This is a genomic window from Paenibacillus sp. 453mf (assembly GCF_900116105.1).
Taxonomy (GTDB): domain Bacteria; phylum Bacillota; class Bacilli; order Paenibacillales; family Paenibacillaceae; genus Paenibacillus; species Paenibacillus provencensis.
On the sequence record NZ_FPAC01000005.1, the window covers coordinates 132109 to 158274 of the forward strand.

Consider the following 26166-nt stretch of genomic DNA (forward strand, 5'->3'; position numbering starts at 1 on the left):
TATCCCCCCAAACTTAAGAGATATGTACTGCCTGCAGCCATATCACCATTTAGACACGGCCAATCTCATTTACAGCCTTTTCAAGACTCTTATCATAGAATTGAATTACCTTCTGATTCGCTTCGTACAGTCGCAGCGCCGCCATCATGTCAACCATAGACTGAGACGCATCAACCGTAGACTGCTCCAGAAATCCTTGCTGAACTTGTACATTATCCCCATCTGCCAGCAGCCTGGCCGTCCCTTCACCTGAAGGATCCAGTACAAAATTACCATTGCCTTCTCTGACAAGCTGGTGAGGCTGATCAATAATGGAAATACCTAGATTAAGCCCAGTAGGGGTACCGTTAACGGCATTCACCAGACGTCCTTGCTCGTCCACTTTAAATTGATTTACGGATCCTGTCAACACAATCGGCTCGCCATTATCTGACAGCACTTCGTAGCCGGTTGCACTGAGAAGCCTGCCTTCTGCATCCACACTGAATTCACCATTTCGTGTATATTTAACATTGCCTTCACTGTCCTGAACGGTGAAAAAAGCCTGCGGCTGATAGATGACGCTGCCGTTGTTGCTTATATATTTACCTGAAGCATCAAAAGGCACGGCCTGGCCTGTATTCGGGTCAATAACTCTCAGATCGGAATACAGCGCAAAATCCATATTGTTCTCCGTTGGTGTGAGCGCTCCCTGGATATTCGAATACAAGCTCTCCTCCGCATATACTCCTGTGTTGAGCAGACCCACCTTCTTATTGCCAGGTGAAGAAGCATCCCCCGTCCGCTCCAGGAGCATTTCAGGAAAAGAACGAGTAACACTCTCCACCTGCTTGTATCCTGTAGTATTCAAATTTGCGATATTTTGCGTTACGGTATCATGTCTGCGCTGCTGGGCTACCATTCCGGCTGCCGCCGTATAAAGACCACGAATCAACCTTACTCCTCCTTCATTTAAATGTTCTCTATATTAAATCAAAGCTTCATAAGCATAAGTCCAAAATTTGCTTCATGTATATATGTACTGCTTCTTGCTATATCGGCAGATTAGAACTTTTTCTTAAGGGAACGATCCAAATGATTGAGCATCAGGCCCGTCCCCTTCACGACGCAGTGCATTGGATCTTCAGCCACCAGAACCGGAACTCGGAGCTCTTCCGCGAGCAGCTCGTCCAATCCTTTGAGCAGTGCACCTCCACCGGTCAAAATCACTCCACGATCAATGATGTCGGCAGCCAGTTCAGGCGGTGTCTGCTCCAGTACAAATTTGGCAGAGGCTACAATCGATTCAACAGGGTCGGACAACGCCTCCTGAACCTCATCTGATGTGACCATAATCGTCTTCGGCAAGCCGCTGACCATGTCCCGTCCGCGAATATCGAGTTCAGCCTGCTCACCATTCGGATGTACCGTACCGATCATCATCTTAATATGCTCTGCCGTCCGCTCTCCGATCAGGAGCTTGTACTTATTTTTGATATACTTCAGTATAGCTTCATCAAACTTATCTCCCGCCATCTTAATAGAAGAAGATGTAACGATCTCACCCATCGACAGCACAGCAACATCGGTTGTTCCCCCGCCGATATCAACGACCATATTCCCGCTCGGTTCATAGATATTCATGCCTGCGCCAATCGCCGCTGCTTTGGGCTCCTCCTCCAGAAACACTTCCTTCGCACCACTGCGTTCAGCAGCTTCGCGAATAGCCTTCTGCTCCACAGAAGTGATATTGGTCGGTGCACATATTAAAATACGGGGACGGCTGTACCAATTCTTGCCGCCAACCCGATTAATGAAATATTTAAGCATTATTTCCGTAATGTCAAAATCAGCAATAACCCCGTCACGTAAAGGTCTGATGGCCACGATATTTCCAGGTGTGCGTCCTACCATGCGTCTTGCTTCTTCTCCAACGGCGAGGACTCTCTTGGACCCGCTCTCAATCGTAACGACAGAAGGCTCATCAAGCACAACTCCGCTTCCTTTCACGTGAATAAGCACATTAGCTGTGCCAAGATCAATGCCGATATCCTTGCTTAACATATAAAAGAGCCCCCAAAGTGATATTTTATAGGTCCAGGATTTTGCATAATGTGAATGGCTGGCACATGGATTTATGCAAAATCCTCATGAAAATACGTTGTTTGTTGCATATCGAATCTTGCATCACTCGAATGACTCAAATGAATGCTTAATTCCTCATATAGCTATTGTTCGACAAAAGACAGCAACTTTATGTGAAAGTTCAATAGTATACTAGTCATATTTCGACGTAATCCCATCTTTTAACATATCATACTTCAGGGGAGGTATTCAATGCATTTGTATGCTTCTGGTCCTATCTTAGGCAGGGCAATCTCAAGATTTGCCGGAGGCGAACACCTCCCGTTTTTTGCCGCTCGATTTCTTATATTTGATCTTGGTGGCCTCTCCTCCCCGCAAATGACGGATGGATTTATGATACTCAAGAATGTGCTTTACCTGATCGGCAAGATCAGGGTTGATTTCCGGCAGCCGTTCGGTCAAATCCTTATGCACCGTGCTCTTTGAAACGCCAAATTCTTTGGCGATCGTCCGGACCGTATGCCTCGTCTCAACGATGCAGCGTCCAATCTTAATGGTCCGTTCCTTGATGTAATCGTGCACGCTCCCGCCTCCCTACTGTGGATAGTTTGGTACATTATATGAGGGGCGTGCCTAGATATTCACGGTTTCAAAGGGTGACAAGCTTCGTTGGATTGATTTATTTTCATTTTCATTATCCACAGGTTTGTCCAATTCCGCGATTTAAGCGGCAAAAAAGAAAAAACAGCGGGTTTCCCCGCTGCTTATAAAGATACTCTTCTTTTATTATTTTTGTGGCAGGTACTGTTCTGGATTAACCGGTTTCCCTGCTTCGTATACTTCAAAGTGAACGTGGTTGCCCAGATCCTTCTCCAGCTCGCTGGTTCCTGATGAGGCGATGGTATCACCTTGTTTTACCTTGTCATCCTGTTTCACCGTAACATTGGACAAGCTTTGATATACAGTCTTCAAATCATTGTCATGCGTAATTTCAACAACCATTCCGTTGACCGGATGTGTTTCTACACGAGTTACGGTACCGCTGAGTGCTGCTTTTACTTCAAAAGCTTGATCGTCTGCTCTTGCAAGGTCAATACCGACATTAGCAAAAAACGTTTGGTCATACTCTAGCAATGCACTTGCTTTTTCATCGCTTGTCCCTTCTGAATTATAGAAAGGTTTTACGACACTAACATCTGCTGCGCTTGCAACCGGCCATGCGAGATTCTCGGCTGTACCTTCTCCTTCACCACTGCTAGCAGGCTCTTCTTCCACATTCACTTCAGTCGTAGGAACAGATTCTCCTGTTTCTGAAACCTCACTGTTTACGGTCTCATTCACTAGAGATTGTCTGGTTGTGTCCTGGTAGACCCACACTAAAGTTAGTATAATAGCTGCTGCGGCAATGTAAGCTGCCGGGTATACCCACCTTTTGGACAACAGCTTTTTCCAGGATGAAGGTTGCGAACTTTGTGCTCCTTGATTGGATTTTGGAGCATCTTCTTGGTTTTGATTTTTGTTTTGTTCATTCATATTCTATCACCTCAGTAACAAGTGTTACCGAGCGCAACTCTTTTATACTCGCCTATTAAAATATTTATGAAATTTTTTGAGAGTTCAGGATTTCTCTTTATATAAGAGCTCGGAGGCTCGTCCGAACGATATCCCAGTATAATAGTGTTTAAGAATCTCTGTTGCCGTATATCCTTCCAGTGCCATGCCGTTTGCCCCCCACTGGCTCATGCCTACGCCATGTCCATATCCTATCGTCGTAATCGTAATATTGCTTCCTTTGGTAGACCAGTTGAATTCACTAGACCTGAGCCCCAGCAGCTCTCTTATATCTTGTCCGGAGAAAATCTTGCTGCCGACCCGAATCTCTTTGATCCGATTCCCCTCGGTCTTGGAGATCACTTCGATAAAAGGCTTGGCTCCTGCATTATTGGTAGACACAGGCACCGGATCCGGTATCACATTCAGCTTATTCATAAATTCCACACGCGACATCGTCACACTCTCTTGAAATCCAGGCGCGATCTTGGCATCCCATGGACTGGTTACGCTTCTAAGGTAAGGAACCTCCTCCTGCCACACCTCCTCGGAGTTCTCCGTATACCCATTGCTAGTGGAGAAGAAGGAGGCGGTAATCGGTTCTCCTTTGTATGTCATAATCGTATCCTTGCTCTCCCGGACAGCCTGCTCCAGCTTCACCCATTCCTGCTGCTTACCAAGCTCGGCCCACTTGTCTTCAAGACTGCCGTACGGATGATAGACCTGATGATCCACCGTGTCCGTGACATCGGCTCCGCTGACAGGAACCCCGCTGGCATCGCCTGTGGCGAGACGCTTCACGATATAGGTGCGCGCGGCAATGGCCTGCGCCTTCAGTGCCTCGAGGCCGAAGTCCGAAGGCATTTCGGCCGCCAGTACCCCGGTGACGTAATGCTCCAGCGTCACCGTATCAATGGTGCCCGTCTCCGCCAGGTAGACGCGCACCATGGGTTCCGGATACACCTGGGCCGGCTGCGTAACCGCCGGTCCAGGTGTATCCGGCAGAGAGGCAGCGGGCGGAGCTGCTGCCTCCTGCGGCGCCTTCCCGCCGGTGCCTTTGCCGGCGGCGGGAGGCGCGGTCTCTACCGCCGCTGGCGCGGGCTGCGGCGGAGTTCCCTCGCGGGGCCATGCGAGCACTGCTGGGATCAGCAGTGCAGTGAGGGCCAGCCCCGCGAGGCCGGCGGCAGGTGCGAAGCGCCGCCGAGGGGGGCGCCACGGGCTGCTGCCGCGGCGCCAGACATAACGGGCCGTGGCGGGAGCCGGCCCGTCCTCTCCGTGAGCAGCCGGCGAACGATCCGGCTGCGCCCCCGGCCCCGACTCCGATTCTGCCGAGGATTTGCTTGTCGCACCGAAGAAAAATACTTCAGGCAGCTTATGCCTGACAGAGGCTGTCCGCGCACTCCCTGACTTATTATGATCTGCATGCTTCTCAGCGGATTCAAGCTCGACGTTCTCTTCTTGTTTTTGTTTTATTTTGCTATCTATTAATGTAGACTCAGCTGCATCGTGGTCAGGTTCCTTCGGCTTCTTTTTTGAGATGAAGTACGGACTAGATTCCGCCTCTTCCAGTGCAATAGAGATGGAATCTACAGCATGCCTAGTCGGCCATGGGATTCGGACGATCCGGCTTCTTCGATAGGTGCGTACTCCTTCTCTCTTATATGATTCATTGCTGCGTGTCTCGCTCATCTTCGAGTTCCCTCCGTTCTATTTGCCTGTCAATATGTCAATTACAAGGCTCGTAGAGACTTCATAGGCTATACTTATGAGTCCCCACCATCTGATAGAACTAAATAAGAGAATCGAAATGAAGATACTAGCAGGTATTTATAGAATGGAATTACAGCATGAACTGAACCGTAAACATGCATACATGCCCATTATTATGTATATCCTCAAACACTCAATACAGGACATCTATTACTCCTTCATACTAGAAGCAGCTACTAATAGTAGTTACAACACAACACAATACACTCACAGTCGTATACTAGCTATTTCGTAGAATGCCGCGGCGTTTAACTATGCATTAATCCATCGATATAAAAAAAAGAACCAAGGCCACGAGGAGCCTGGTTCTCTGTTCGAACACACTGTTGCTTATATTTGTACCTTCTTTAAGCTAAACTGGATTGAACTTTGAAAAGAGGTGTTTCTTCAGCCTTCTTCTCGCTAGCCTTGTTCTCCAGCTTCGGCTCTTCCACAGAAATGCGGTAGATATCAGCACCAAGGCCATTCAGCTTCTCAGCCAAATGAACATATCCTCGATCGATATGATGTACACCGCCGACTTCTGTCGTACCGTCAGCAATTAAGCCAGCCAAGATCAGAGCAGCCCCTGCACGCAGGTCCGTCGATGTGACTTTGGCTCCGGTCAGCTTCGCACCGCCAGTAATAATAGAAGAACGACCTTCTACTTTAATTTCGGCATTCATCAGATTAAACTCATCCACATGCATAAAGCGATTCTCAAATACCGTTTCCGTTACAACACTTGTTCCTTCCGATTTAAGCAAGAGCGCCATCATTTGCGACTGCATATCTGTAGGGAAGCCTGGGTATGGTAAGGTTTTGACATCAACAGCTTTGAGAGGGCCGTCCGCAATAACACGTACGCCATTCTCATCAGGAATAATGGTTACGCCCATTTCTTCCATCTTGGAAATGACAGGACCGAGGTGATCCGAGATCGCTCCCTCGACATAAACGTCGCCGCCTGTAATGGCAGCTGCCGCCATATAAGTACCCGCTTCAATCCGGTCAGGAATAACGGTGTGCTTCACGCCGTGAAGTTTGTCAACTCCATCAATACGAATGACACCTGTTCCCGCTCCGCGGACTTTAGCTCCCATTCCATTTAAGTAGTTAGCAAGATCGACGATCTCAGGCTCTTTTGCCGCATTCTCAATCGTCGTTGTTCCTTCAGCAAGTGTAGCAGCCATCATAATATTCTCTGTCGCTCCAACACTGGCTACGTCCAGATATATCTTAGCTCCGCGCAGCTTGCCGTTAGAACGTGCTTCTATATAACCTTGACCAAGGCTGATTTCGGCACCCATGGCTTCAAACCCTTTGAGATGCTGGTCAATCGGGCGAGTACCAATGGCGCATCCGCCTGGTAAAGATATTTTTGTATAACCCATCCGAGTTAGCAAAGGACCCATAACCAAAAAGGAAGCCCGCATTTTGGTAACCCATTCGTAAGGGGCCTCGCACGAAGTTAGTTTCGTTGCATTTACGGTAATTACCTCATCCTGGTATTGTACTTCCGCTCCTAACGATTCCAGTACTTTGTTAATAGTCATCACATCGTCGAGAGGAGGCGCATCAATAATTGTGCTTACTCCTTCTTCCCCTAAGAGAGAGGCGGCGATGATCGGAAGAACTGAATTTTTAGCGCCGCTGACTTTGACACTTCCGGTCAATCTCTTGCCTCCGCGGACGATAAATTTGCTCATCATGGTTCCCTCCGCGCGTTTTTTTCCCTTTTCTGCTTACAATCTTAGATCCTGTAAAACAGATCATCCGTTGCTGCCCGAATGAATCGGAAAATTCGACATCATTTTCGACATCATTATTGAATGTTCGTCAAGATGTCTTTCTTCAGAAAAGAATCGTTTTCATTGTTATTAGAATAATTTTGTCGTAACTAAACTACAAATCGAAGAAAAAGCGAGTCAATCGCTAATCCCCTAAATTCCATCATAACACCTGATAAATAAAGGAGACAAGCATTTTTTCGTATAAGACAGAATATTCTAGCTTTGGCTTCCTTTAAGCCTCGTTTGACCCTCTTTTAGAGGGACGTTCATTACTTTCATTGTTCACATAAAAAGATGATGTTATTCGACAAAAGCCGTGTTGTTCTTGCCTAACAGAGATTAACCAGCTTTATATATCTTTAAAACAAGATTTTTATAAATTTATTCTTCACCTTGCTTCATGGTAACGCCCAATCGATATCTAGCTATCCAGCACATTCGAGAAAAATCTCACATGGTTGAATCAATTTCATAATAACTTTAGCTGCTTAATCAAGTCTATATAGATCAAAATGATTTATTTTTTCTATATATGAAATTGATTCTGACAAGTGAATTTATGTCAAATTCACTAGAACAGATATTTCAGCATTTGAGTCCAATTCAAATACTTCAGTATGAACTCAGACACAAAATGACCAAGTACAATTGCGATTAACAGCTGCAGCATCCTAGCTTGGGGACTCTGCGGGTGACGAACGAATAAGTCCAATTTCAAATGCTGTAATGACCACCAGGCTAACGCAACACAGGCGAGTGAAACGATCATCGCTACCAGACCATTTACACTAACAGCTTGATTAAGCTGGTCGTTCACCAATTGATCCATATCCTACCCTCCGCCTTTATCATAACATCAGAAAATCACACACTGAGAAATCATAGTCGGTAGACGCCCCCTTGTCAACATGCCAAACATCATATCTGACTGCCAATATAAGTCACCTTCGTCAAAATTGTTCTCTTTCAGACACATTTCCTGTTTGTCCGGGTAATTCTCTGTCATTTCCTCGGAAATAATATCAAAATAAAAGAAGGATCTGGGATATATAAATGCCCCAGATCCTTCTTCACTTCATATATATTTAGAATGATCTCAAGCTTCATTCTATCTCACTGATTACTGACCGGAAACTTTAAGTCGGTTCATGGCTTTCTGCAGTGCAAGCTCGGCGCGGCGGTGATCATACTGATCCCGATTGCTCGAGAGACGGGTTTCTGCTCGCTCTTTCGCTGCTCTCGCACGATCAATGTCAATCTCATTAGCCAGCTCCGCACTTTCAGCCAGAATTACGACCTTCTCTTTGCGAACTTCAACAAAACCACCGGCAACGGCGATTCTTTGTTCTTTACCATTCGCTTTAATCGTTACAGGCGCAATCTGCAACGGAGTCACGAAGGGAACGTGACCAGGTAAAATACCCAGTTCCCCCTCCAGACCTCGAACAACCAGACTGTCAGCCTGTTCAGAATAGATGAGTCGCTCCGGAGTTACGATTTCCAATAAAAAGGTGCTCACTGTCATCCCTCCTGAACACTACCCGCAAGGGATAGTTCACTTCATGTGTGGATCATTAGTTCCTAAGGCTTAAGAACTATTCCATTGATTTTGCTTTTTCTACAGCTTCTTCAATAGTACCCACGAACAAGAATGCAGCTTCCGGAAGATGATCGTACTTACCGTCGAGGATTTCTTTAAAGCTGCGTACTGTTTCTTTAACAGGAACATACTTACCCGGAATACCGTTAAATGCTTCTGCTACGTGGAACGGCTGGGACAAGAAACGTTGGATTTTACGTGCACGTGCTACGAGCATTTTATCTTCTTCACTAAGCTCGTCCATACCCAGGATCGCGATGATGTCTTGAAGCTCATTATAACGAGCCAAGATACGTTTAACGCCTTGTGCCACATTGTAATGCTCTTCACCCACAACATCCGGTGTAAGAATACGGGAGCTGGAAGCAAGAGGATCTACCGCAGGATAGATACCCATCTCAGAAATTTTACGTTCAAGGTTGGTCGTTGCATCCAAGTGAGCAAACGTTGTAGCTGGAGCCGGATCCGTATAGTCATCGGCAGGTACATAGATCGCTTGAATGGAAGTAACGGAGCCTGTCTTCGTGGAAGTGATACGTTCTTGCAATTGACCCATTTCCGTTGCAAGTGTAGGCTGGTAACCTACCGCAGACGGCATACGGCCGAGCAAAGCGGATACTTCAGAACCCGCTTGAGTAAAGCGGAAGATGTTATCGATGAAGAGAAGTACGTCTCTGCCTTCTTGATCACGGAAATATTCCGCCATCGTAAGACCTGTCAACGCTACACGAAGACGTGCGCCTGGTGGCTCGTTCATCTGTCCGAATACCATCGCCGTCTTGCTGATAACCCCAGAATCCGTCATTTCATGGTACAAGTCATTACCTTCACGCGTACGCTCACCTACACCGGCAAATACGGAGATACCACCGTGTTCTTGCGCAATGTTATTGATAAGCTCCTGAATTGTAACGGTCTTACCTACACCGGCACCACCGAAGAGACCGATCTTACCACCTTTGGCATAAGGCGCAAGCAAGTCGATAACTTTGATTCCTGTCTCAAGCATTTCTGCTTGTGTAGACAATTCATCAAATTTAGGTGCTTCACGGTGAATCGGGTTACGAAGAGCTGCAGCTTCAATTGCATCTTTATTATCGATTGGATCTCCCAATACGTTAAATACACGACCCAAAGTCACTTCACCAACAGGTACGGAGATTGCCTCACCAGTATTGACCGCTTCCGTTCCACGAACCAGACCGTCTGTGGAAGACATCGCGATACAACGTACACGATTGTCGCCAAGATGCTTCGCAGCTTCGAGCGTCAGATTAATCTCAGTACCGTTGTCTAACTTTGTGTTGATCGTAATCGCATTATTAATATCAGGGAGTCCGCCGCGGTCGAACTCGACGTCAACGACCGCACCCTGAATGCTGACAACGCGTCCTTTATTCATCTTTAGTTCCCTCCTACAAGCTATATCAGTTCTAGAGACAACATGAATAGATCATGTTAATCCCTGTCCCGTCTAGCCTTCGATTATAGTATTCCATACATTACTATTAAGATTGAGCATTGGCTCCGGCAACAATCTCCGTAATTTCTTGCGTGATTGCAGCCTGACGTGCTCGGTTATAAGTAAGAGAAAGTTCTCCAATAAGCTTGGAAGCGTTCTTCGTCGCTGCTCCCATAGCCGTCATTTTAGCACCCAGCTCACTCGCCTTACCGTTCAAAAGTGCGCCGTAGATCAAAGTTTCTGCATAACGTGGAAGAAGAGCTTCCAATACAGCTTCCGATGAAGGCTCGTACTCATATTGAGCAGAGGCACTGGAAGACTGCTGTTCGGGTCTTTCCATAGGCAGGAGCTTCTCTACAGTCGGAATTTGAGTAATTGCATTTACAAAACGGCTATAGCAGATGTAAATTTCATCGAACTTGCCTTCTTCAAATCCATTTACCGTTTGGTTCGCAATGGTTTTAATATCCGCAAAAGCCGGCGAATCGGATAGATCCGTTACATCCATCTCAATGGCCTGCCCACGACGTCTGAAGTAATCACGTCCCTTTCTTCCGATGACATACAGAACATACTCATCTTGGGATGAGTGACGTTCTTTAAGGGTGAGCGTGACTTGACGAAGAATGTTGGCATTATAACCACCCGCAAGACCGCGGTCAGAAGTAATGATCAGGTAAGCTGTTTTCTTAACCGGACGCGAGATAAGCATCGGATGACTGACCTCATTGGAGGAGGATGCGATGCTTGTAACCACTTCCTTCAGTTTCTCGGAGTAGGGTCTTGCAGCCTCAGCCTTCTCTTGGGCTTTTCTCAGCTTGGACGCAGCGACCATTTCCATTGCTTTGGTGATTTGCTTCGTGTTTTGTACACTTTTGATTTGGCGCTTGATTTCGCGCATGCCTTTTGCCATTTTTTTCACCACCTTAGAGTTTTTGACGAAGTCAAAAACTTACTTCGTAAGCGTAAACTTAAAGTTTTGACGGAGTCAAAACTAACATCGTAAGCATAAGCTTGGTTTTGACGAAGTCAAAAACTTACTTCGTAAGCATAAGCTTGAATTTTTGACAAAGTCAAAAACATAATCCGTAGCAATTCAATCTATAAAACTTTATACAAGAGAGGCTGCGGCGTACGTTAGCCGCGCAGCCTTTCTTGCACAAAATCATTATATTTAACCAGTAATCTGCCCGATCAATCCAAACCCTTAAACAGAAGTAGAGAAGCTCTTTCTGAAGGTCTCGATTGCTTCTTTCAGTGCAGATTCATTATCTGCTGTGATGTCTTTATTTGTGCGAATGGATTCCAAAACTTCCGGCTTGTTGCTTACCATAAAGCTGTGGAATTCTTTCTCAAAGCGTGTTACATCACCAACTGGAATCTCATCAAGATATCCTTTAGCAGCTGTGTACAAGCTGACAACTTGAAGTTCAACTGCCAATGGCTTGTGCACATCTTGTTTGAGGATTTCCATCATGCGAGCACCACGGTTCAGACGAGCTTGAGTAGATTTATCAAGATCAGATCCGAACTGGGAGAATGCTTGAAGCTCACGATATTGAGCCAGATCAAGACGCAGTGTACCAGCAACTTTTTTCATCGCTTTGATCTGTGCGGAACTACCAACACGGGATACGGAGATACCTACGTTGATCGCCGGGCGTTGACCTGCGTTAAACAAGTCCGCTTCCAGGAAGATCTGTCCGTCTGTAATCGAGATTACGTTCGTTGGAATGTAAGCCGATACGTCGGATGCTTGTGTTTCAATGAATGGAAGTGCGGTTAATGAACCACCGCCAAGCTCATCATTCAGCTTCGCTGCACGCTCAAGCAAGCGGGAGTGCAGGTAGAAGACGTCACCTGGATATGCCTCACGGCCCGGAGGACGACGAAGCAGCAAGGAAAGTTCGCGGTATGCGGATGCTTGTTTAGTCAAGTCATCGTATACAACAAGAACATGCTCGCCTTTGTACATAAAGTACTCACCCATCGCACAGCCTGCGTACGGAGCAATGTATAGAAGCGGAGAAGGCTCAGAAGCCGATGCAGTTACGACAGTTGTGTATTCCATGGCACCGTTGCGGCGCAAAGTTTCAACGACCTGTGCAACCGTAGACTGCTTCTGTCCAATCGCAACATAGATACATTTCATTCCGTTTCCTTTTTGGTTCAGGATCGCATCAATAGCGATAGCGGTTTTACCCGTTTGACGGTCTCCGATGATGAGCTCACGCTGACCACGGCCGATAGGAACCATCGCATCAATCGCTTTGATACCTGTTTGCATCGGCTCATGAACCGATTTACGCGCCATAACCCCTGGAGCTTTATTCTCAACTGGACGGAAATGTTCTGTTTCAATAGGACCCTTACCATCAACAGGCTCACCAAGTGCGTTAACAACGCGGCCGATCATGGCTTCACCAACAGGCACCTGCATGATTTGACCGGTACGCTTAACCTGGTCGCCTTCACGGATATCCGTGTAAGGTCCCAAGATAACGATACCTACGTTGCTTTCTTCTACGTTCAGTGCAAGACCCAATACGCCAGTTGAGAATTCAACGAGCTCACCGGACATTACGTTCTCGAGTCCATATACGCGGGCGATACCGTCCCCGACTTCGATTACAGAACCAACCTCGCTAACTTCAATGTCAGTCTTGTACTGTTCGATCTGATTTTTAATTAGAGTACTGATTTCCTCAGGTCTGATACTCAAGTGTCCTCACCCCTCACAACTATACTCGTCTACTAAAAGACTGTTCTATCCGTTTCAATTGACCTGCCAGACTGCCATCATAAACCATATCACCGATTACGACCTTCAGTCCCCCGATCAAACTCTTATCGACAATATTTTCAATGCGGATCTGTTTATTGATACGATCTCCAAACTCTTTCGACACCGCTTGCTTTTCTTCCTCACTCAGCTCATAAGTAGAATACACGCGAGCGTTAACCATCCCGAGAGATGAAGCTTCAAGATCCAGGTAGCTGTCAACAACAGCATCCAATATCCCAACGCGACCGCGCTCAATGAGCAGCTTGACCGTGTTCAGAACTGGCTCGGATACTTTCTCTTTCAAAGCATCCAGAATACTCAGTTTCGCAGAAACGCTCACATTTGGAGAAGAGATAAATTTCAAAACGTCGCGATCTCCCGTAATGGAGCTTGCAACCGCGCGAAGTTCGGCTTCCACTTCCAGGACGGACTGTTTCTCGATCGCCACATCATACAATGCTTTGGCATATCGTTTAGCAACTACCGTATCCCGACTCATGGTCTGCCTCCTACTTCATTTAGATACTTCTGAACCAGCTCTTCTTGAGCCTTGTCTTCCTTAACTTCTTTATCCAAAATTTTGGAAGCGATTTGTACAGATACTGCTCCAAGCTCGCCACGGAGAGCCGCAACAGCTTTGTTCTTCTCGCTCTCAATATCACGAGCCGCATCAGTTTTAAGACGTTCCGCCTCTTGCTTCGCGAGATCAATAATTTGCTCCGCTTGAGTTGAACTCGTTTTGCGGGATTGTTCGATAATGCCTTGAGCCTCATTGCGCGCTTCTTGAAGGGCAGCCTTCTGCTCTTCTACATATGCAGTAGCTTGCTCACGGGTCTTTCTAGCATCTTCCATTTGCTGCATTACCAATTCACGACGCTGTTCCATAATGCCAAATAGCTTTGGAAAAGCGAACTTATGAAGTAGCACATAGAGGATGACAAAAGCCGCCATGGCAAGAAGAATATTTTCCCATAAAATTTCCACTCAGGTCACTCCTTTCCAGTTATCACGTTATGCCTTAACAAAACGAAGGCGCGGATGGCATCGCCCTCCCCGCCAAACCGTAAACCTAATATTAAGAGAACATAATCAAGAACGCGATAACGGTAGCGGCCAAAGGAACTACCTCGACGATACCAACACCGATAAACATTGTTGTTTGCAATGGACCACGAGCTTCTGGCTGACGAGCGATAGACTCGACTGTTCTACTTACGATCATACCGTTACCAAGACCTGCGCCAAGGGCACCTAAACCTACTGCAATAGCTGCTGCTAACATTTCCATTTGAAAAAATCCTCCTCAGATATTTGAAATTTAATTAATAACAATTTGATAAATATAATAATCTCTTCGACAGCATTCTATGAATGTGTATTCAGAGTTTATCAGTAATGCTAGTGTTCTTCGTGAATGGAAGCCTGTGCGATGTATACCATCGAGAGAATCGTGAAGATAAACGCCTGCAAGGCACCGACGAAGATACTAAATCCTTGCCATACGGCCAAGATTGGGATACCTACAAATGACAACTTCAATATCGTTGAGATTAAGATCTCGCCGGCAAAGATGTTTGCGAACAAACGAATTGCGAGTGCGATTGGCTTCGCCAGGTTCTCAATGATATTGAGCGGAAGAAATACCGGGAACGGCTCCACATAGTGCTTAAGATAATGCTTACGATTATGCTTAAGACCAAGATAGTGGATCAGGATAAACACTACAATCGCCAAGCCTGCTGTGATGGACACATCAGCTGTAGGTGACTTCCACCATAAGATATGTGGTTTGTAACCTGGCTCAATATGCGCTGTGGCTGTAAGAGTTTGACCAAATACCTGGGTCACAGTAGTGTGCTCTGTAATAACCGCGAATGGCAATCCAAGCAAGTTAGCTACAAAAATAAACAAGATCAATGTCAGACCTAAAGTAATGTAAGGCTTACCTTTGCTTAGCGGCATTGCACTTGCTACGATGTTCTGTACGAACTCAACGACCCATTCCATAAAGTTCTGAATCTTAGACGGATTCTCGACAGACAAGTTCCGTGTTGCGAGTTTTGCAAGCAAGAATACGACAAGGACTGTCACCGTCAGCATCATTACAGCGGAAAGATCAATCTTCAGAAACCCGACTTCAATTATAGGTGAATAATGCATCGTGACTTTTTCACCCCTTTCCCGTAGTTATATTGTGCTAAACTAAACTTTTTTTCTGATACTTTCGATAATACTTACTGGGACAGCAAGCACCTGCACCAGAAAAAGTCCTGCGACGGTGGCCCAGATTGATACAGAATCAAACCGGATTGCAAACATAATCGCAAGAATCGTTATACAGATCCGGGTCAGAAATCCAAAGTTAATACGCTTACTCTGGGTCTCGACAGCGATCTCAGATACTTGCTTTACTTTGATAGACAGATAACGGAAGTTAAATAATCCTGCGCTTATACCGATAATAAATCCCAGAGACACGGGACGATATTCCGGAAGCAGCGCCCATCCCATAAAAGCAAATGCAAGCAGGAAGAATGCCAATCTTGTCACAGCATTTACGATGGAAGACAAATTAATCATTTTGTGCCCCCAAAAACTTCTTAATAAACATAGCTATATTCAGAACCCCCAGCACCAGCCCGACCATACAACCGATCGCGATAATATAAGCCGGTCCGTCTATGAGATTCATCAGCCACCTACTCGCAAAGAATCCAATGGTTATGTAAGTAGCCAGCAGGATGCCAGAACCCCCGATTGCAAGAGCAATTAACCATGGTTTATCTTGGTTCATCGTAGACACAACCCATCCCTTAGAAAGCGCTGTATATGGAAAATGAGTCAAATTCTCGTTCTTCGCCAATACTCCGGAAAAAACGATGAATTATGCATCTGGCCTGTCCAATCCCAATTATCTTACTGAATGGGTAAACTGTTTGTCAATCGGTGGATTCCTTGCTCCAGCTGTGAAAAAGGCCTTGAAAAACAGTGAAAAAAACTCACAATATCTCTCAAAGCCGCGTAAACCGTACAGTTTAACTGTATGCTGTACTGTTCACTTCATCAGATAATAAAAATAATTATTTTTCGAATTTTCTGTGAAATTGCTCAGGACGCTCTTCTTTTTTGCCAAAATGGTGCAAAATCGCACTGACAATCCGTTCAGAAGCTCGTCCATCACCGAATGGATTCGCTGCTTCGCTCATGGATGCATACAGCTCCGAGTCGGTCAATAACGCCTTTGTTCTGGCATACACCTGCTCCTCGTTCGTGCCGACAAGCTCCAGTGTTCCCGCTTCAACACCCTCAGGTCTCTCCGTCGTATCACGAAGGACGAGGACAGGCACTCCATAAGACGGCGCTTCCTCCTGCATACCTCCTGAATCAGTAAGAATCAGATGCGTATGCGGATAGATATTGTGGAAATCCACGACGTCCAGCGGATCAATCAGCTTGATACGCGGGTGTCCGCCTAGAATTTCGTAGGCCGGCTCTTTGACCGCAGGACTCAGATGTACAGGATAGACAATGGCTACATCCTCAAACTCATCTGCGATGCGCTTAACGGCTCTGAATATGTTGCGGTGAGGCTCGCCTTGCGATTCACGGCGGTGAGCCGTCATTAGAATCAACCGCTTGCCTTCTGCAAATTCGAGCACCGGATGTGTGTAATCATCCCGTACCGTATATTGAAACACATCGGTGACCGTATTGCCTGTGACGTATACACTTGACTCCGGCTTATTTTCTCGTAGGAGATTGTTCGCAGACATATCTGTCGGGGCAAAATGCAAGTCTGCAAGCACACCTGTCAGCTGTCGGTTCATCTCCTCAGGGAACGGTGAGCGCTTGTTCCACGTACGAAGACCTGCTTCAACATGCCCGACTTTGATCTGCTGCAAGAATGCCGCATAGCTGGCAAGGAATGTTGTCAGGGTATCTCCATGAACCAGCACAATGTCCGGTTTTGCTTCCTGCAGAACCGGCTCAAGTCCTTGAAGGACTCTTACAGTAATTTCGTTCAGCGTCTGGCGGTCCTTCATGACATCCAGATCGTAATCCGGTGTAATGTTGAACACTTCCAGTACTTGATCCAGCATCTGACGATGCTGAGCAGTCACACATACAATTGATTCGATTTCATCAGGATGACGTTCCAGTTCTAAAATAAGCGGCGCCATCTTGATCGCTTCCGGGCGGACTCCGAAAACCGTCATAACTTTAATCTTCGACATTTCGCGTTTGAGCCCCTTTGCATTCAAATTGATTTCTTATTTCGTACCGTACAAGCGGTCTCCTGCATCACCAAGACCAGGAATAATATAGCCGTGATCATCCAGGCCTTCATCGAGTGCAGCCACATAAATGTCCACATCCGGATGCGCATCGTGAACGGCTTTGACACCTTCCGGTGCAGCAACCAGGTTCATCATCTTGATCTGAGTGCAGCCACGCTTCTTCAGCACATCAATAGCCGCAATCGCAGAGCCGCCTGTTGCCAGCATCGGATCGATTACGATAAGCTCGCGTTCCGTTACATCCGTAGGAAGCTTCGTATAGTACTCTACAGGCTGCAAAGTCTCAGGGTCGCGGAACAGACCAACATGGCCTACTTTGGCAGCAGGAATCAATTTCACGACACCATCAAGCATACCAAGCCCAGCACGCAGAATGGGGATAAGTCCCAGCATACGTCCTGAGATGACCTTGCCTTCTGTCTCGGCTACAGGTGTCTGTACAGTTATGGTTTCGAGCGGAATATCGCGTGTTATTTCGTATGCCATTAAAGTAGCGACTTCATCTACGAGTTCACGAAAATCCTTAGTGTTCGTGCGCATGTCACGAATAATTGTCAATTTGTGTTGAATCAACGGGTGATCACATACCACCAATTTTCCCATTGCTTGTCCCTCCGGTAGGTTCTTCATTCTTCATCAACAGCCCTCATTATAAGAAATGATAGACAGGCAAGTCGATAAATCCTGTATATTATATCATTCCCTATCCTTAAAATGCACCTTCATTGGCTGTGCACTTCTAACATTATAAAAAAAGACCGGATCTACTGTGATAGCAGTCCGGTCCTTTGTTTTAGAAAATAGCCGAGTCAGCTAATTCTTAGTATGGGAAATTTTATATGGTTTTAGTACTTTAGTTCTGGGTAAAGCGGGAATTTGTCAGTTAATGCAGTTACTTGTCGTTTTGCCTCTTCCAGCACGGTTGCGTCCTGAGCGTTTTTCAGTGTCTTGGCAATGATTTTACCGATTTCGACCATCGCTTCTTCGTTCATGCCGCGTGAAGTTGCTGCAGGCGTACCGATACGAATACCGCTCGTTACAAACGGACTTGTAGGATCAAACGGAATCGCATTTTTGTTGACCGTAATACCGATGGAATCAAGCACATGCTCGGCATCTTTACCTGTGATGTTGATATTACGGGTATCGATCAGCATCAAGTGGTTGTCCGTACCGCCGGACACGATGTTCAGACCTTCTGCAATCAAAGTTTCAGCAAGAACTTGAGCATTCTTCACTACATTTTGCGCATACGTTTTGAACGATGGCTGAAGTGCTTCGCCGAGGGCAACAGCTTTGGCAGCAATAACATGCATCAGAGGTCCGCCCTGACTGCCTGGGAATACGGCTTTATCGATCGCAGCAGCCCATGGCTTGCGAGTAAGAATCATACCGCCGCGTGGTCCGCGAAGCGTCTTATGTGTAGTCGTCGTTACAAAATGAGCATGAGGCACCGGATTCGGGTGCAGATCTGCCGCCACAAGACCCGCAATATGAGCCATATCCACCATGAACAAGGCACCCACATCGTTTGCAATGCTTGCAAGTGCTTCAAAATCAATTGTGCGCGGATAAGCACTTGCACCTGCCACGATCAGACGAGGGCGATGCTTAAATGCAGCTTTGCGAACTTCGTTGTAGTCGATGCGGAATGTATCTTCCTGCACGCCATAGGCAACAAAGTTATATAGAAGACCGGATGCATTAACCGGGCTGCCGTGAGTCAAATGACCGCCATGCGCAAGATTCATCCCGAGCACCGTGTCTCCCGGTTTGAGTGCAGCAAGGTATACGGCCATGTTCGCCTGTGCTCCGGAATGCGGCTGAACGTTTACATGTTCTGCACCAAACAATTCTTTGGCACGCTCACGAGCGATATCTTCGACGATATCAACATGCTCGCATCCGCCGTAGTAACGTTTGCCAGGGTAACCTTCAGCATATTTATTCGTAAGTACAGAACCCATCGCTTCAATTACCGCTTCGGAGACGATATTCTCTGAGGCGATAAGCTCGATATTGTTTTGCTGACGTTTCAATTCCAATCCCATCGCATTTAGTACTGCCGGGTCTGCTTTGCGCAATTGATCCATAACTTGAATTCCTCCCATATCATATCTGTTTTTAGAATTATCAATCACAAGTTGAAGTGTTGCTGATGTCATCAAGCTGGTACACCGCACGTTCTCCACCAATGAGCTTCGGTCTCGACAATGCGGTAGTCACCCGTGCTTCTCCAATATAACGCCTTGCTGTACGGTAAGGAACTGCAACTCTTCTCATATGCATGCCGATGAGCGTCTCACCGATATCCATACCCGCATGTGCTTCAATCGTTTCGGCAAGGCATGGTTCTTGCAGGGAGCGATAAGCCGCTGCTGCCATGGAGCCTCCTGCCTTCGGAACCGGTACGGCAGACACTTCCGTCAGTCCAAGCCGTTCAAGCAGTGAACGCTCCAGCACCAGGGCGCGGTTCAAATGCTCGCAGCACTGAACAGCAACCTCGAAACCGTAAGCATCCTTCACTTCATTAATACCTTGAAGCAATGCCTGTGCAATCTCTAAGGCTCCGGCTGTTCCGATACGCTTACCTGCCACCTCACTTGTACTGGTACCGATGACTACAACTTTACCTGGCCCAAGCTTCCCTTCTTTCGCAAGCTCTCCCAGCACTTCAGCTGTCTGGGCCGTAATATCATCCGCTTCAGGGTGACTGCTGTTCTGTTCCATAGCCTAATGAACCCCTTCCGTTTGTGACAAATAAAACGATCGCAAGAAAGAGTTGTTCACTCATGAGAATCGTCTAATTCGCCCTATTTTGCGATCTGCCAAGATCATTTAAGTCTTATTATACCGAAAATTTAGCGAAATACGAAAAAAGAGCAGTCTCCCACACAAGTATACCTTGCGTGCAAGAAATGCTCTTTTGCCCAGGCGACCGGCCGTTATCTCCGATGCTCCATCGTGGTTTAATCCACACTTGTCGCCAGTTACACCGGAATCTCATTTATCTTCTTCATCATAGAACATCAGATGTTAGAAATCAACCACTTCTAAAGCTCTTTGTCAAAAAAATCAGCTGAGTTTATCCAGCACACGTTCAACAGCAGAACGGATCTCCGCCGCCGTTATATCATAATCTTCTCTGCTGCCGCCAAATGGGTCCGAAATATCAAAGCTTGGAATCCGCTGCTGAATTTCAATAATACGCTGCCGATCCGAAGCGAGCAGTTCCTGTCCAAGCGCACGCTTCATTTCCCATTCTGCATACAACCGATCCAGCTCCTTAAGATCAGCCAGGACTATTGGATCATCTTCTGCATATTCCTTCAGCGTGTAGATCTTGTCAGCACAATCTGGATAATGATGAATGACATGCTGCTTATGTGTTCCCGTTAAGGTTAATATGAGATCTGCCCATTGAACCAAATCGTGATTTATCAAGGATGAAGTTATTACATCTTGAATATCATGATCCTTCAGCACGGCAGCTGCATGACGAGAGATCGTACTTCCATCTATCGCTGATACTCCTGCGGATCGAACTTCTACTTGAATACCTCTTGAAGCGGCTGCTTTGCGAAATAATCCCTCTGCCATCGGGCTGCGGCAAGTATTGCCTGTACATACGAATAGAATATTCTTCATATTATCACCTCCGTCGTCTGTATACCTGGATGAAAACCCGCTGTAACTTTAGTTCCCTATGAGATGATTTCTATTGTATGATGCTTTGGCTCAATATGCAAAAGAGAATAAACAAGCTAAAAGATAAACAGCATGCCAAAAGCAAGCAATATGGCCCCTCCTACAGCTTCTCCGTATTCACCCAGGTTACGGCTTACTCTTCTGCCAATCAATAGACCCACCATGGACATCACAAAACCACAGATGCCGAAGGCAATGATGGTCAGCCATAAATCACTCTTAAACATACCGAGTGTTACACCGACGGAGAAGGAATCAATACTGACACTGACCGCAAAGATCATCGTCCCGGCAAACGTCCGGTGGTCCATGAAATTTGACTCTCCAGGTCTCAAGGCGTTAAATATCATATGCACACCGAGTGCAAGAAGCAGACCTCCTGCTGCGTATGAAGTAATCTGACCAAGAAAGGAGCTGACATATTGTCCTGTGTAGAAACCAATCAAAGGCATGAGAATATGGAACAGTGATATCAACAAGCTTAGCCGAAGCACATGCAGAAGCCGAATCCCCTTCATGCCTATTCCGATTCCCAGCGAAAATGCATCCATTCCTAGAGCAACAGCCATAATCATAATCGTGATAAGATGGCCGAGTTCAGCAGGTGCGACCAGCATTCATTCATACCCCCATGTTCACTTTAAGTCTTGTACACGATATGCGGACAAGAAGTAAAACATGACAAGTATGAGGTTCTTACGTCACATGGATGATCTGATGTCCTGCTGCTTTTAACAGGCGATTCATAATCGCCGCACCAAGTCCTTCTGAAGGACATGCCTCAGCCAGAATATAGGATGCGCCAATCTCATCACAGCTTCGCAGTGCGGCATACAGCAGATGAGCTCCCTCAGCCAGCCGCTCCATACTGCCCAGCGAGAACAAGCCATCTGCCTGATACTGATCGATATGCTCACTAAAGGCCAGAACTGCAGTTATCTCCCCTTGTTCCTTGGCTTCATGGAGCCTGCTTGCAATATAATCCTTTACTTTAGAAGCATCCCCATCGACGATGCAGAGCGAACCTTTGGGTGCATAGTGCGTGTATTTCATACCCGGTGAACGCGGAGCAATCAGGCCCTCATTGTTACCCGCTGCAAGACCCGGGTCCATGCGCACCTCGGAAGCAACCGTCCTTAGCTGTTCTTCCGTAATTCCACCAGGACGCAGAATCGTAACCGTTCCATCAGCATCAGCTTGTACAACCGTCGATTCCACCCCCACACCGGTAGCCCCGCCGTCCACAATCCCCTCAATACGTCCATCCAGATCAGCTTGAACATGCTCGGCCAGCGTCGGACTTGGTCTTCCCGAGCGATTCGCACTTGGAGCTGCGACAGGACAGCCTGCCAAGGCCAGCAGCTGCAGAGCCACAGGATGATCCGGCATTCGGACGCCGACCGTATCTAGCCCGGCAGTAACCCGCGCTGACAAGACTTCTGGCTTAAGCGGTAAAATAATCGTCAAAGGTCCCGGCCAATAAGCATTCATTAATGCTTCAGACAATTCATTTATTTCACTCACAAACTCGCTCAGTTGCTCGCGATTCGCGATATGTACAATCAGTGGATTGTCCGAAGGTCTTCCTTTGGCTTCAAACACGGCTTCCACCGCTGTCGTATTCCTTGCATCGGCACCCAGCCCGTACACCGTCTCTGTAGGAAACGCAACAATGAAACCGTCCCGAAGGAGCTTCGCGGCTTCTTCCAGATGTTCCATCGCTTGTATCGTATTTTGTTCCTGCCAACCGCCCTGGTCACTGCTGTTCTGCTGCGACACCTGCCAATAAGAGGTCTTTTTTTTATTTGAATCCATTGTCATTTGTAATCATCCAGTCTCATTCTTTGTATTCGTTAAATTGTTTATAGTATATCACAGGTTGTCGAGATTCCTGTTCATTCCAATGCCATCTGACGGACCCCATCCAGAACTATATTCCTCGTTGATCGTTATCAGTTAAGCAAACATGCTGCCTGCCCAGTTCCACACTTTAACCAATAAATCCCATAAGAAAAATCGGACTTGCGGCTCAGAAGAGCCCTCTGCAGCAGCTACCTCTGTGGTTTGATCATCTCTATCCGTTGAAATTGCTGCATCTGCTGCATCCTTATCCGCAAGATCGCCGTTGCTGCCGCCTACAAAGCATAGAGGAGGAAACAATACACACCACCAATTTTGTCCTTCGCCTTCACCGAGCGTAATTCGAACCGCTTCATAATCACCTGCCGGATAGATCAGCTTGCCGTACATCTTTGTCGGAAAAGGAACGACCGCCAGCTCTACATTATAATCATAATTCAGTCCGCGAGCTGCAAGCTCCTCGCCTACCAATTCTTTTAACTGAGGAATATGCTCTTGAACCATGGCTCTTGCCTGATTCAGACTATTTGGATTATCGAGCTCGGGGACCCACTCATTCATCTGCATGACGACAGCATCCCGAATCTCTCTTTTGACGAGCTGGTCACCGGGCATATCGGAATTCGCCAGTATTCGCAGCCGGATGGACTCCTGCGGAATGAGTGTTTGATGTAGCGCAGCATCCATCTTTTGACCTTCCCAGCTCATCATGACAATCATCATTACCACCACGATCATTAGAAACTGCTTCATACTCTTCCGCATGCCCCGTCTCCCTCTCAACCAATGTTCTTCATGTCTATCAGTATGTCCCCATTTACTAGAGTTAAACCTAGCAATTGAAATTTTTAAGAGATTAAATCGATAGAGTTCATAGAATGGTTAAGTGAGCATTTGTGAATATAGAAAAAGAAGTACAGCCTGTGCAGAGCAATTCTCCCGCCCGCAGTCCGTACTTCTCTAATTGATACTTAATATTGTAACGCTCTGCTTCTAATCGCAGTCATCATACCTAGGCTCTTGCTTCCTTGCGGCTAAAAGAGCGTTTCTTCTGCTCGTTATTGGAAGGAGACGGTATATCATCATCGATCTCCTGTCCGTGCACCCGAATACTCATGATTAAGCCGATACTTGCCATATTGATCATGAGCGATGTCCCCCCGTAGCTGATGAAGGGGAGCGTAATTCCAGTGAGCGGCATGATCCCAATGAAGGCACCGATATTGACAAATACCTGATACAAATACATCGCCACCACGCCAACAATAATGTAAGGCCCGGTCCTCTCCTTTGTCTCCAGTGCTATCAAGATCATTCGGTGAATCAATATAAAGTACAGCAGTAATAGTACCGAGGAACCCACAAACCCGAATTCTTCGGCAATCAGGACAAATATGGAGTCGGAGTAGGTGTAAGGGACCCGTCCGGATTGAACAGAGGAGCCGTCCATGAAACCTTTACCCGTAATCCCGCCAGAACCAATGGCGAGCTTGGCATTATCGGTGTGCCAGGAGGCTTTGGCTGTCGCCTTCTCGGGAACGAGCCAAGGGTCAAGACGTTCTGCCCAGTGGGTACGTCCCAATTTATCCAGGTAATCGTAGATGGAGTCATGATATACGGTATACAGCTTGATGCCGCCGCCTATAACAACTGCTACAATAACAAAACCAATGAGCGCATGAGACGCTTTAACATTCCCGATCCACAATAGGGCAATCAGAATGACAACATAGGCCAGCGCGTTCCCAAGGTCATTCTGTAGCATGACAAGGGCAAACGGCAAAAAAGTCAGAAGGCCGATCGGCACGACGTCTTTCCAGAAATCCAGCTTCGACTTGTCTCGCTTAATAAGCACAGAGGCGAGGAAAATAACCAATACCAGCTTAAAGAGCTCTGCCGGCTGAATAGACAACGGTCCGAGCTGAATCCAGCCGGTCGCATTATTCAAGTTGCTTCCGAAGAAGTTCGCTGCAAGCAGTGTAGCCAGTCCGAAGAAATAGATATACAAAGCATATTTGACCAACAGCCGATAATCGACCAGCGTAATCGCAAACAGTGCCGCAAAGCCAAGCACATAATAAGCCAGCATCCGAAGATGATGACCTTCTAAATTGGTGCCGTGCGTTGCACTGTACAAGCTCATGATACTAATGACCATAAGCAGGCAGATGATGACCAGGATGGAAGCATCCATCTTTTTAAACTTCTGCAGCATGAATCCGCCCCCCTAAAACGCGCCCCATCAGCGCTATTCAACAACCTTTCGCATTCAATAATTCTGTCTTTAATATCCGACCTGAAACATTAAATTCGACATAATATTACACACTTCATCTATTGTAAGGGATAGTTTCGGAAAAAGAAAACCAAGAGGGATTACAATTTCGTAATCCCTTTAATCGATCCCTATCCCTTATTCTGAATCCCTATTACATGACGGTCAATTCCGGCGAGGTCCGGCACAATCTTGATTTCATCCCAGTGGCCGGCCTTGCGCAGCAGCTCGGCTACATCCTCCGCCTGGCCTTGGCCAAGCTCGAAACCAATAAGCCGCGGAGGCGCAGCGAGCAAGGCTAGCTGCGCCATCATGGTCCGGTACGGGCCGAGCCCATCCGGACCTCCGTCCAGCGCAGTGCGCGGCTCATGCTCGCGCACCTCACGCTGCAGCCCGGCGATATCATCCGCCGGGATATAGGGAGGGTTCGACACCAGAATGTCGACCCTCTCCCCCGCGAAGGGCGCGAGCAAATCGCCCTCGCGAAACCGTACGGCTGCGCCGTTCGCCGCTGCATTCTGCGCAGCAACGGCAAGCGCCTCTGGGCTGATGTCGCTTGCTTCAACATGCCAGCCCGTCCGCTTCACCGCCAGCGTCACCGCAATCGCGCCGCTGCCTGTGCCAATATCTGCGGCCAGCGGTGTTCCGCCTGGCCACAGCCTGTCGCCGTGCAGCATAACGGCTTCGACGAGCAGCTCGGTCTCGGGCCTCGGAATCAGCACGGCGGGACTTACCTTAAACGGCAGGCCGTAGAACTCCTGCCGCCCTATAATATACTGGGCCGGTTCCCCCCGGCCCTTACGATTCACGGCCTCTTCGTATGCCGGAATCTGCTCTACCGGAAAAGCTTCCGGCAGAGCCATATAATAAGCAGCCCCCTCGAGCTTAAGAACGTACTCCAGCAGCAAACGTGCATTATTCTGCGGCTCCAGCACACCACAGTCTTCTAAAAAAGAGGAAGCCTTAAGAAAGGCTTCCCGATTGCTGCTTCCTTGCGGCAGTTCAAAATGCAACCGCATCA

The 26166-nt window shown here is 47.1% G+C and carries 27 protein-coding genes and 1 riboswitch; all 27 genes read right to left on the reverse strand.

Features of this window, described 5'->3' with window-relative positions; genetic code table 11:
• Window positions 1-49 precede the first annotated feature (49 nt).
• On the reverse strand, window positions 50-934 hold the full coding sequence (locus BM415_RS19235; protein WP_091160795.1) for a flagellar hook-basal body protein: 885 nt from the start codon (window positions 932-934) through the stop codon (window positions 50-52).
• Window positions 935-1044: 110 nt separating this feature from the next.
• Complete coding sequence (locus tag BM415_RS19240; protein ID WP_091160797.1) at window positions 1045-2043, reverse strand: rod shape-determining protein; 999 nt, start codon at window positions 2041-2043, stop codon at window positions 1045-1047.
• Between the two features lie 315 nt (window positions 2044-2358).
• Complete coding sequence (spoIIID, locus tag BM415_RS19245) at window positions 2359-2646, reverse strand: sporulation transcriptional regulator SpoIIID (RefSeq protein ID WP_091160798.1); 288 nt, start codon at window positions 2644-2646, stop codon at window positions 2359-2361.
• Between the two features lie 204 nt (window positions 2647-2850).
• Window positions 2851-3597, reverse strand: a complete 747-nt coding sequence (locus BM415_RS19250) for a M23 family metallopeptidase (RefSeq protein WP_091160800.1) — start codon at window positions 3595-3597, stop codon at window positions 2851-2853.
• 84 nt (window positions 3598-3681) lie between these two features.
• On the reverse strand, window positions 3682-5304 hold the full coding sequence (gene spoIID / locus BM415_RS19255) for a stage II sporulation protein D (protein WP_091160802.1): 1623 nt from the start codon (window positions 5302-5304) through the stop codon (window positions 3682-3684).
• Between the two features lie 428 nt (window positions 5305-5732).
• Window positions 5733-7073 carry a UDP-N-acetylglucosamine 1-carboxyvinyltransferase gene (gene murA / locus BM415_RS19265; RefSeq protein ID WP_091160806.1) on the reverse strand — a complete coding sequence of 447 codons (1341 nt, stop codon included), beginning with the start codon at window positions 7071-7073 and terminating at the stop codon, window positions 5733-5735.
• Between the two features lie 655 nt (window positions 7074-7728).
• Entirely contained in the window at window positions 7729-7986 is a 258-nt protein-coding gene (locus BM415_RS19270; RefSeq protein ID WP_091160807.1) for a DUF1146 family protein, read from the reverse strand.
• Between the two features lie 291 nt (window positions 7987-8277).
• Window positions 8278-8676 carry a F0F1 ATP synthase subunit epsilon gene (locus tag BM415_RS19275; RefSeq protein ID WP_091160809.1) on the reverse strand — a complete coding sequence of 133 codons (399 nt, stop codon included), beginning with the start codon at window positions 8674-8676 and terminating at the stop codon, window positions 8278-8280.
• A 76-nt stretch (window positions 8677-8752) separates the two neighbouring features.
• Complete coding sequence (atpD, locus tag BM415_RS19280) at window positions 8753-10159, reverse strand: F0F1 ATP synthase subunit beta (protein WP_091160810.1); 1407 nt, start codon at window positions 10157-10159, stop codon at window positions 8753-8755.
• A gap of 106 nt (window positions 10160-10265) precedes the next feature.
• Complete coding sequence (atpG, locus tag BM415_RS19285; protein ID WP_091160812.1) at window positions 10266-11132, reverse strand: ATP synthase F1 subunit gamma; 867 nt, start codon at window positions 11130-11132, stop codon at window positions 10266-10268.
• 294 nt (window positions 11133-11426) lie between these two features.
• Window positions 11427-12941, reverse strand: coding sequence for a F0F1 ATP synthase subunit alpha (gene atpA / locus BM415_RS19290; protein ID WP_091160813.1), 1515 nt, complete (start codon window positions 12939-12941; stop codon window positions 11427-11429).
• Window positions 12942-12960: 19 nt separating this feature from the next.
• A complete protein-coding gene (locus tag BM415_RS19295; RefSeq protein WP_091160815.1) occupies window positions 12961-13503 on the reverse strand; it encodes a F0F1 ATP synthase subunit delta in 543 nt (180 codons plus the stop codon).
• Complete coding sequence (gene atpF, locus BM415_RS19300) at window positions 13500-13988, reverse strand: F0F1 ATP synthase subunit B (RefSeq protein WP_091160817.1); 489 nt, start codon at window positions 13986-13988, stop codon at window positions 13500-13502. Before atpF ends, BM415_RS19295 begins: the two co-directional genes overlap by 4 nt.
• A 91-nt stretch (window positions 13989-14079) precedes the next feature.
• Window positions 14080-14292 (reverse strand): F0F1 ATP synthase subunit C, encoded by a 213-nt coding sequence (gene atpE, locus BM415_RS19305; protein ID WP_091160819.1) that lies wholly within the window; start codon window positions 14290-14292, stop codon window positions 14080-14082.
• A gap of 110 nt (window positions 14293-14402) precedes the next feature.
• Entirely contained in the window at window positions 14403-15164 is a 762-nt protein-coding gene (gene atpB, locus BM415_RS19310) for a F0F1 ATP synthase subunit A (RefSeq protein ID WP_091160821.1), read from the reverse strand.
• Between the two features lie 42 nt (window positions 15165-15206).
• The gene (locus BM415_RS19315; protein ID WP_091160823.1) at window positions 15207-15584 is read right to left on the reverse strand and encodes an ATP synthase subunit I; all 378 of its coding nucleotides are present in this window, start codon (window positions 15582-15584) and stop codon (window positions 15207-15209) included.
• Entirely contained in the window at window positions 15577-15798 is a 222-nt protein-coding gene (locus BM415_RS19320; protein WP_091160825.1) for an ATPase F0F1, read from the reverse strand. The genes BM415_RS19315 and BM415_RS19320 overlap by 8 nt, the downstream gene beginning before the upstream one ends.
• A 286-nt stretch (window positions 15799-16084) precedes the next feature.
• Window positions 16085-17239: a non-hydrolyzing UDP-N-acetylglucosamine 2-epimerase gene (gene wecB, locus BM415_RS19325; protein WP_091160826.1), complete on the reverse strand. Its 1155-nt coding sequence runs from the start codon at window positions 17237-17239 to the stop codon at window positions 16085-16087.
• 36 nt (window positions 17240-17275) lie between these two features.
• Window positions 17276-17905 carry a uracil phosphoribosyltransferase gene (gene upp, locus BM415_RS19330; protein WP_047912401.1) on the reverse strand — a complete coding sequence of 210 codons (630 nt, stop codon included), beginning with the start codon at window positions 17903-17905 and terminating at the stop codon, window positions 17276-17278.
• Window positions 17906-18147: 242 nt separating this feature from the next.
• Window positions 18148-19395: a serine hydroxymethyltransferase gene (gene glyA / locus BM415_RS19335; protein ID WP_091160828.1), complete on the reverse strand. Its 1248-nt coding sequence runs from the start codon at window positions 19393-19395 to the stop codon at window positions 18148-18150.
• Window positions 19396-19435: 40 nt separating this feature from the next.
• Window positions 19436-20032, reverse strand: a complete 597-nt coding sequence (locus tag BM415_RS19340) for a TIGR01440 family protein (protein WP_091160829.1) — start codon at window positions 20030-20032, stop codon at window positions 19436-19438.
• A 191-nt stretch (window positions 20033-20223) separates the two neighbouring features.
• Window positions 20224-20306: riboswitch (ZMP/ZTP riboswitch) on the reverse strand.
• A gap of 71 nt (window positions 20307-20377) precedes the next feature.
• The gene (locus tag BM415_RS19345; RefSeq protein WP_091160831.1) at window positions 20378-20950 is read right to left on the reverse strand and encodes a low molecular weight protein arginine phosphatase; all 573 of its coding nucleotides are present in this window, start codon (window positions 20948-20950) and stop codon (window positions 20378-20380) included.
• Window positions 20951-21066: 116 nt separating this feature from the next.
• On the reverse strand, window positions 21067-21627 hold the full coding sequence (locus tag BM415_RS19350) for a manganese efflux pump MntP (RefSeq protein ID WP_091160832.1): 561 nt from the start codon (window positions 21625-21627) through the stop codon (window positions 21067-21069).
• 79 nt (window positions 21628-21706) lie between these two features.
• Window positions 21707-22729, reverse strand: coding sequence for an L-threonylcarbamoyladenylate synthase (locus tag BM415_RS19355; protein ID WP_244533607.1), 1023 nt, complete (start codon window positions 22727-22729; stop codon window positions 21707-21709).
• Between the two features lie 237 nt (window positions 22730-22966).
• Entirely contained in the window at window positions 22967-23635 is a 669-nt protein-coding gene (gene spoIIR / locus BM415_RS19360; protein ID WP_091160835.1) for a stage II sporulation protein R, read from the reverse strand.
• Window positions 23636-23882: 247 nt separating this feature from the next.
• Window positions 23883-25085, reverse strand: a complete 1203-nt coding sequence (locus BM415_RS19365) for an FtsW/RodA/SpoVE family cell cycle protein (protein WP_091160837.1) — start codon at window positions 25083-25085, stop codon at window positions 23883-23885.
• A 191-nt stretch (window positions 25086-25276) separates the two neighbouring features.
• Window positions 25277-26164: a peptide chain release factor N(5)-glutamine methyltransferase gene (gene prmC / locus BM415_RS19370; RefSeq protein WP_091160839.1), complete on the reverse strand. Its 888-nt coding sequence runs from the start codon at window positions 26162-26164 to the stop codon at window positions 25277-25279.
• Between the last annotated feature and the right edge of the window lie 2 nt (window positions 26165-26166).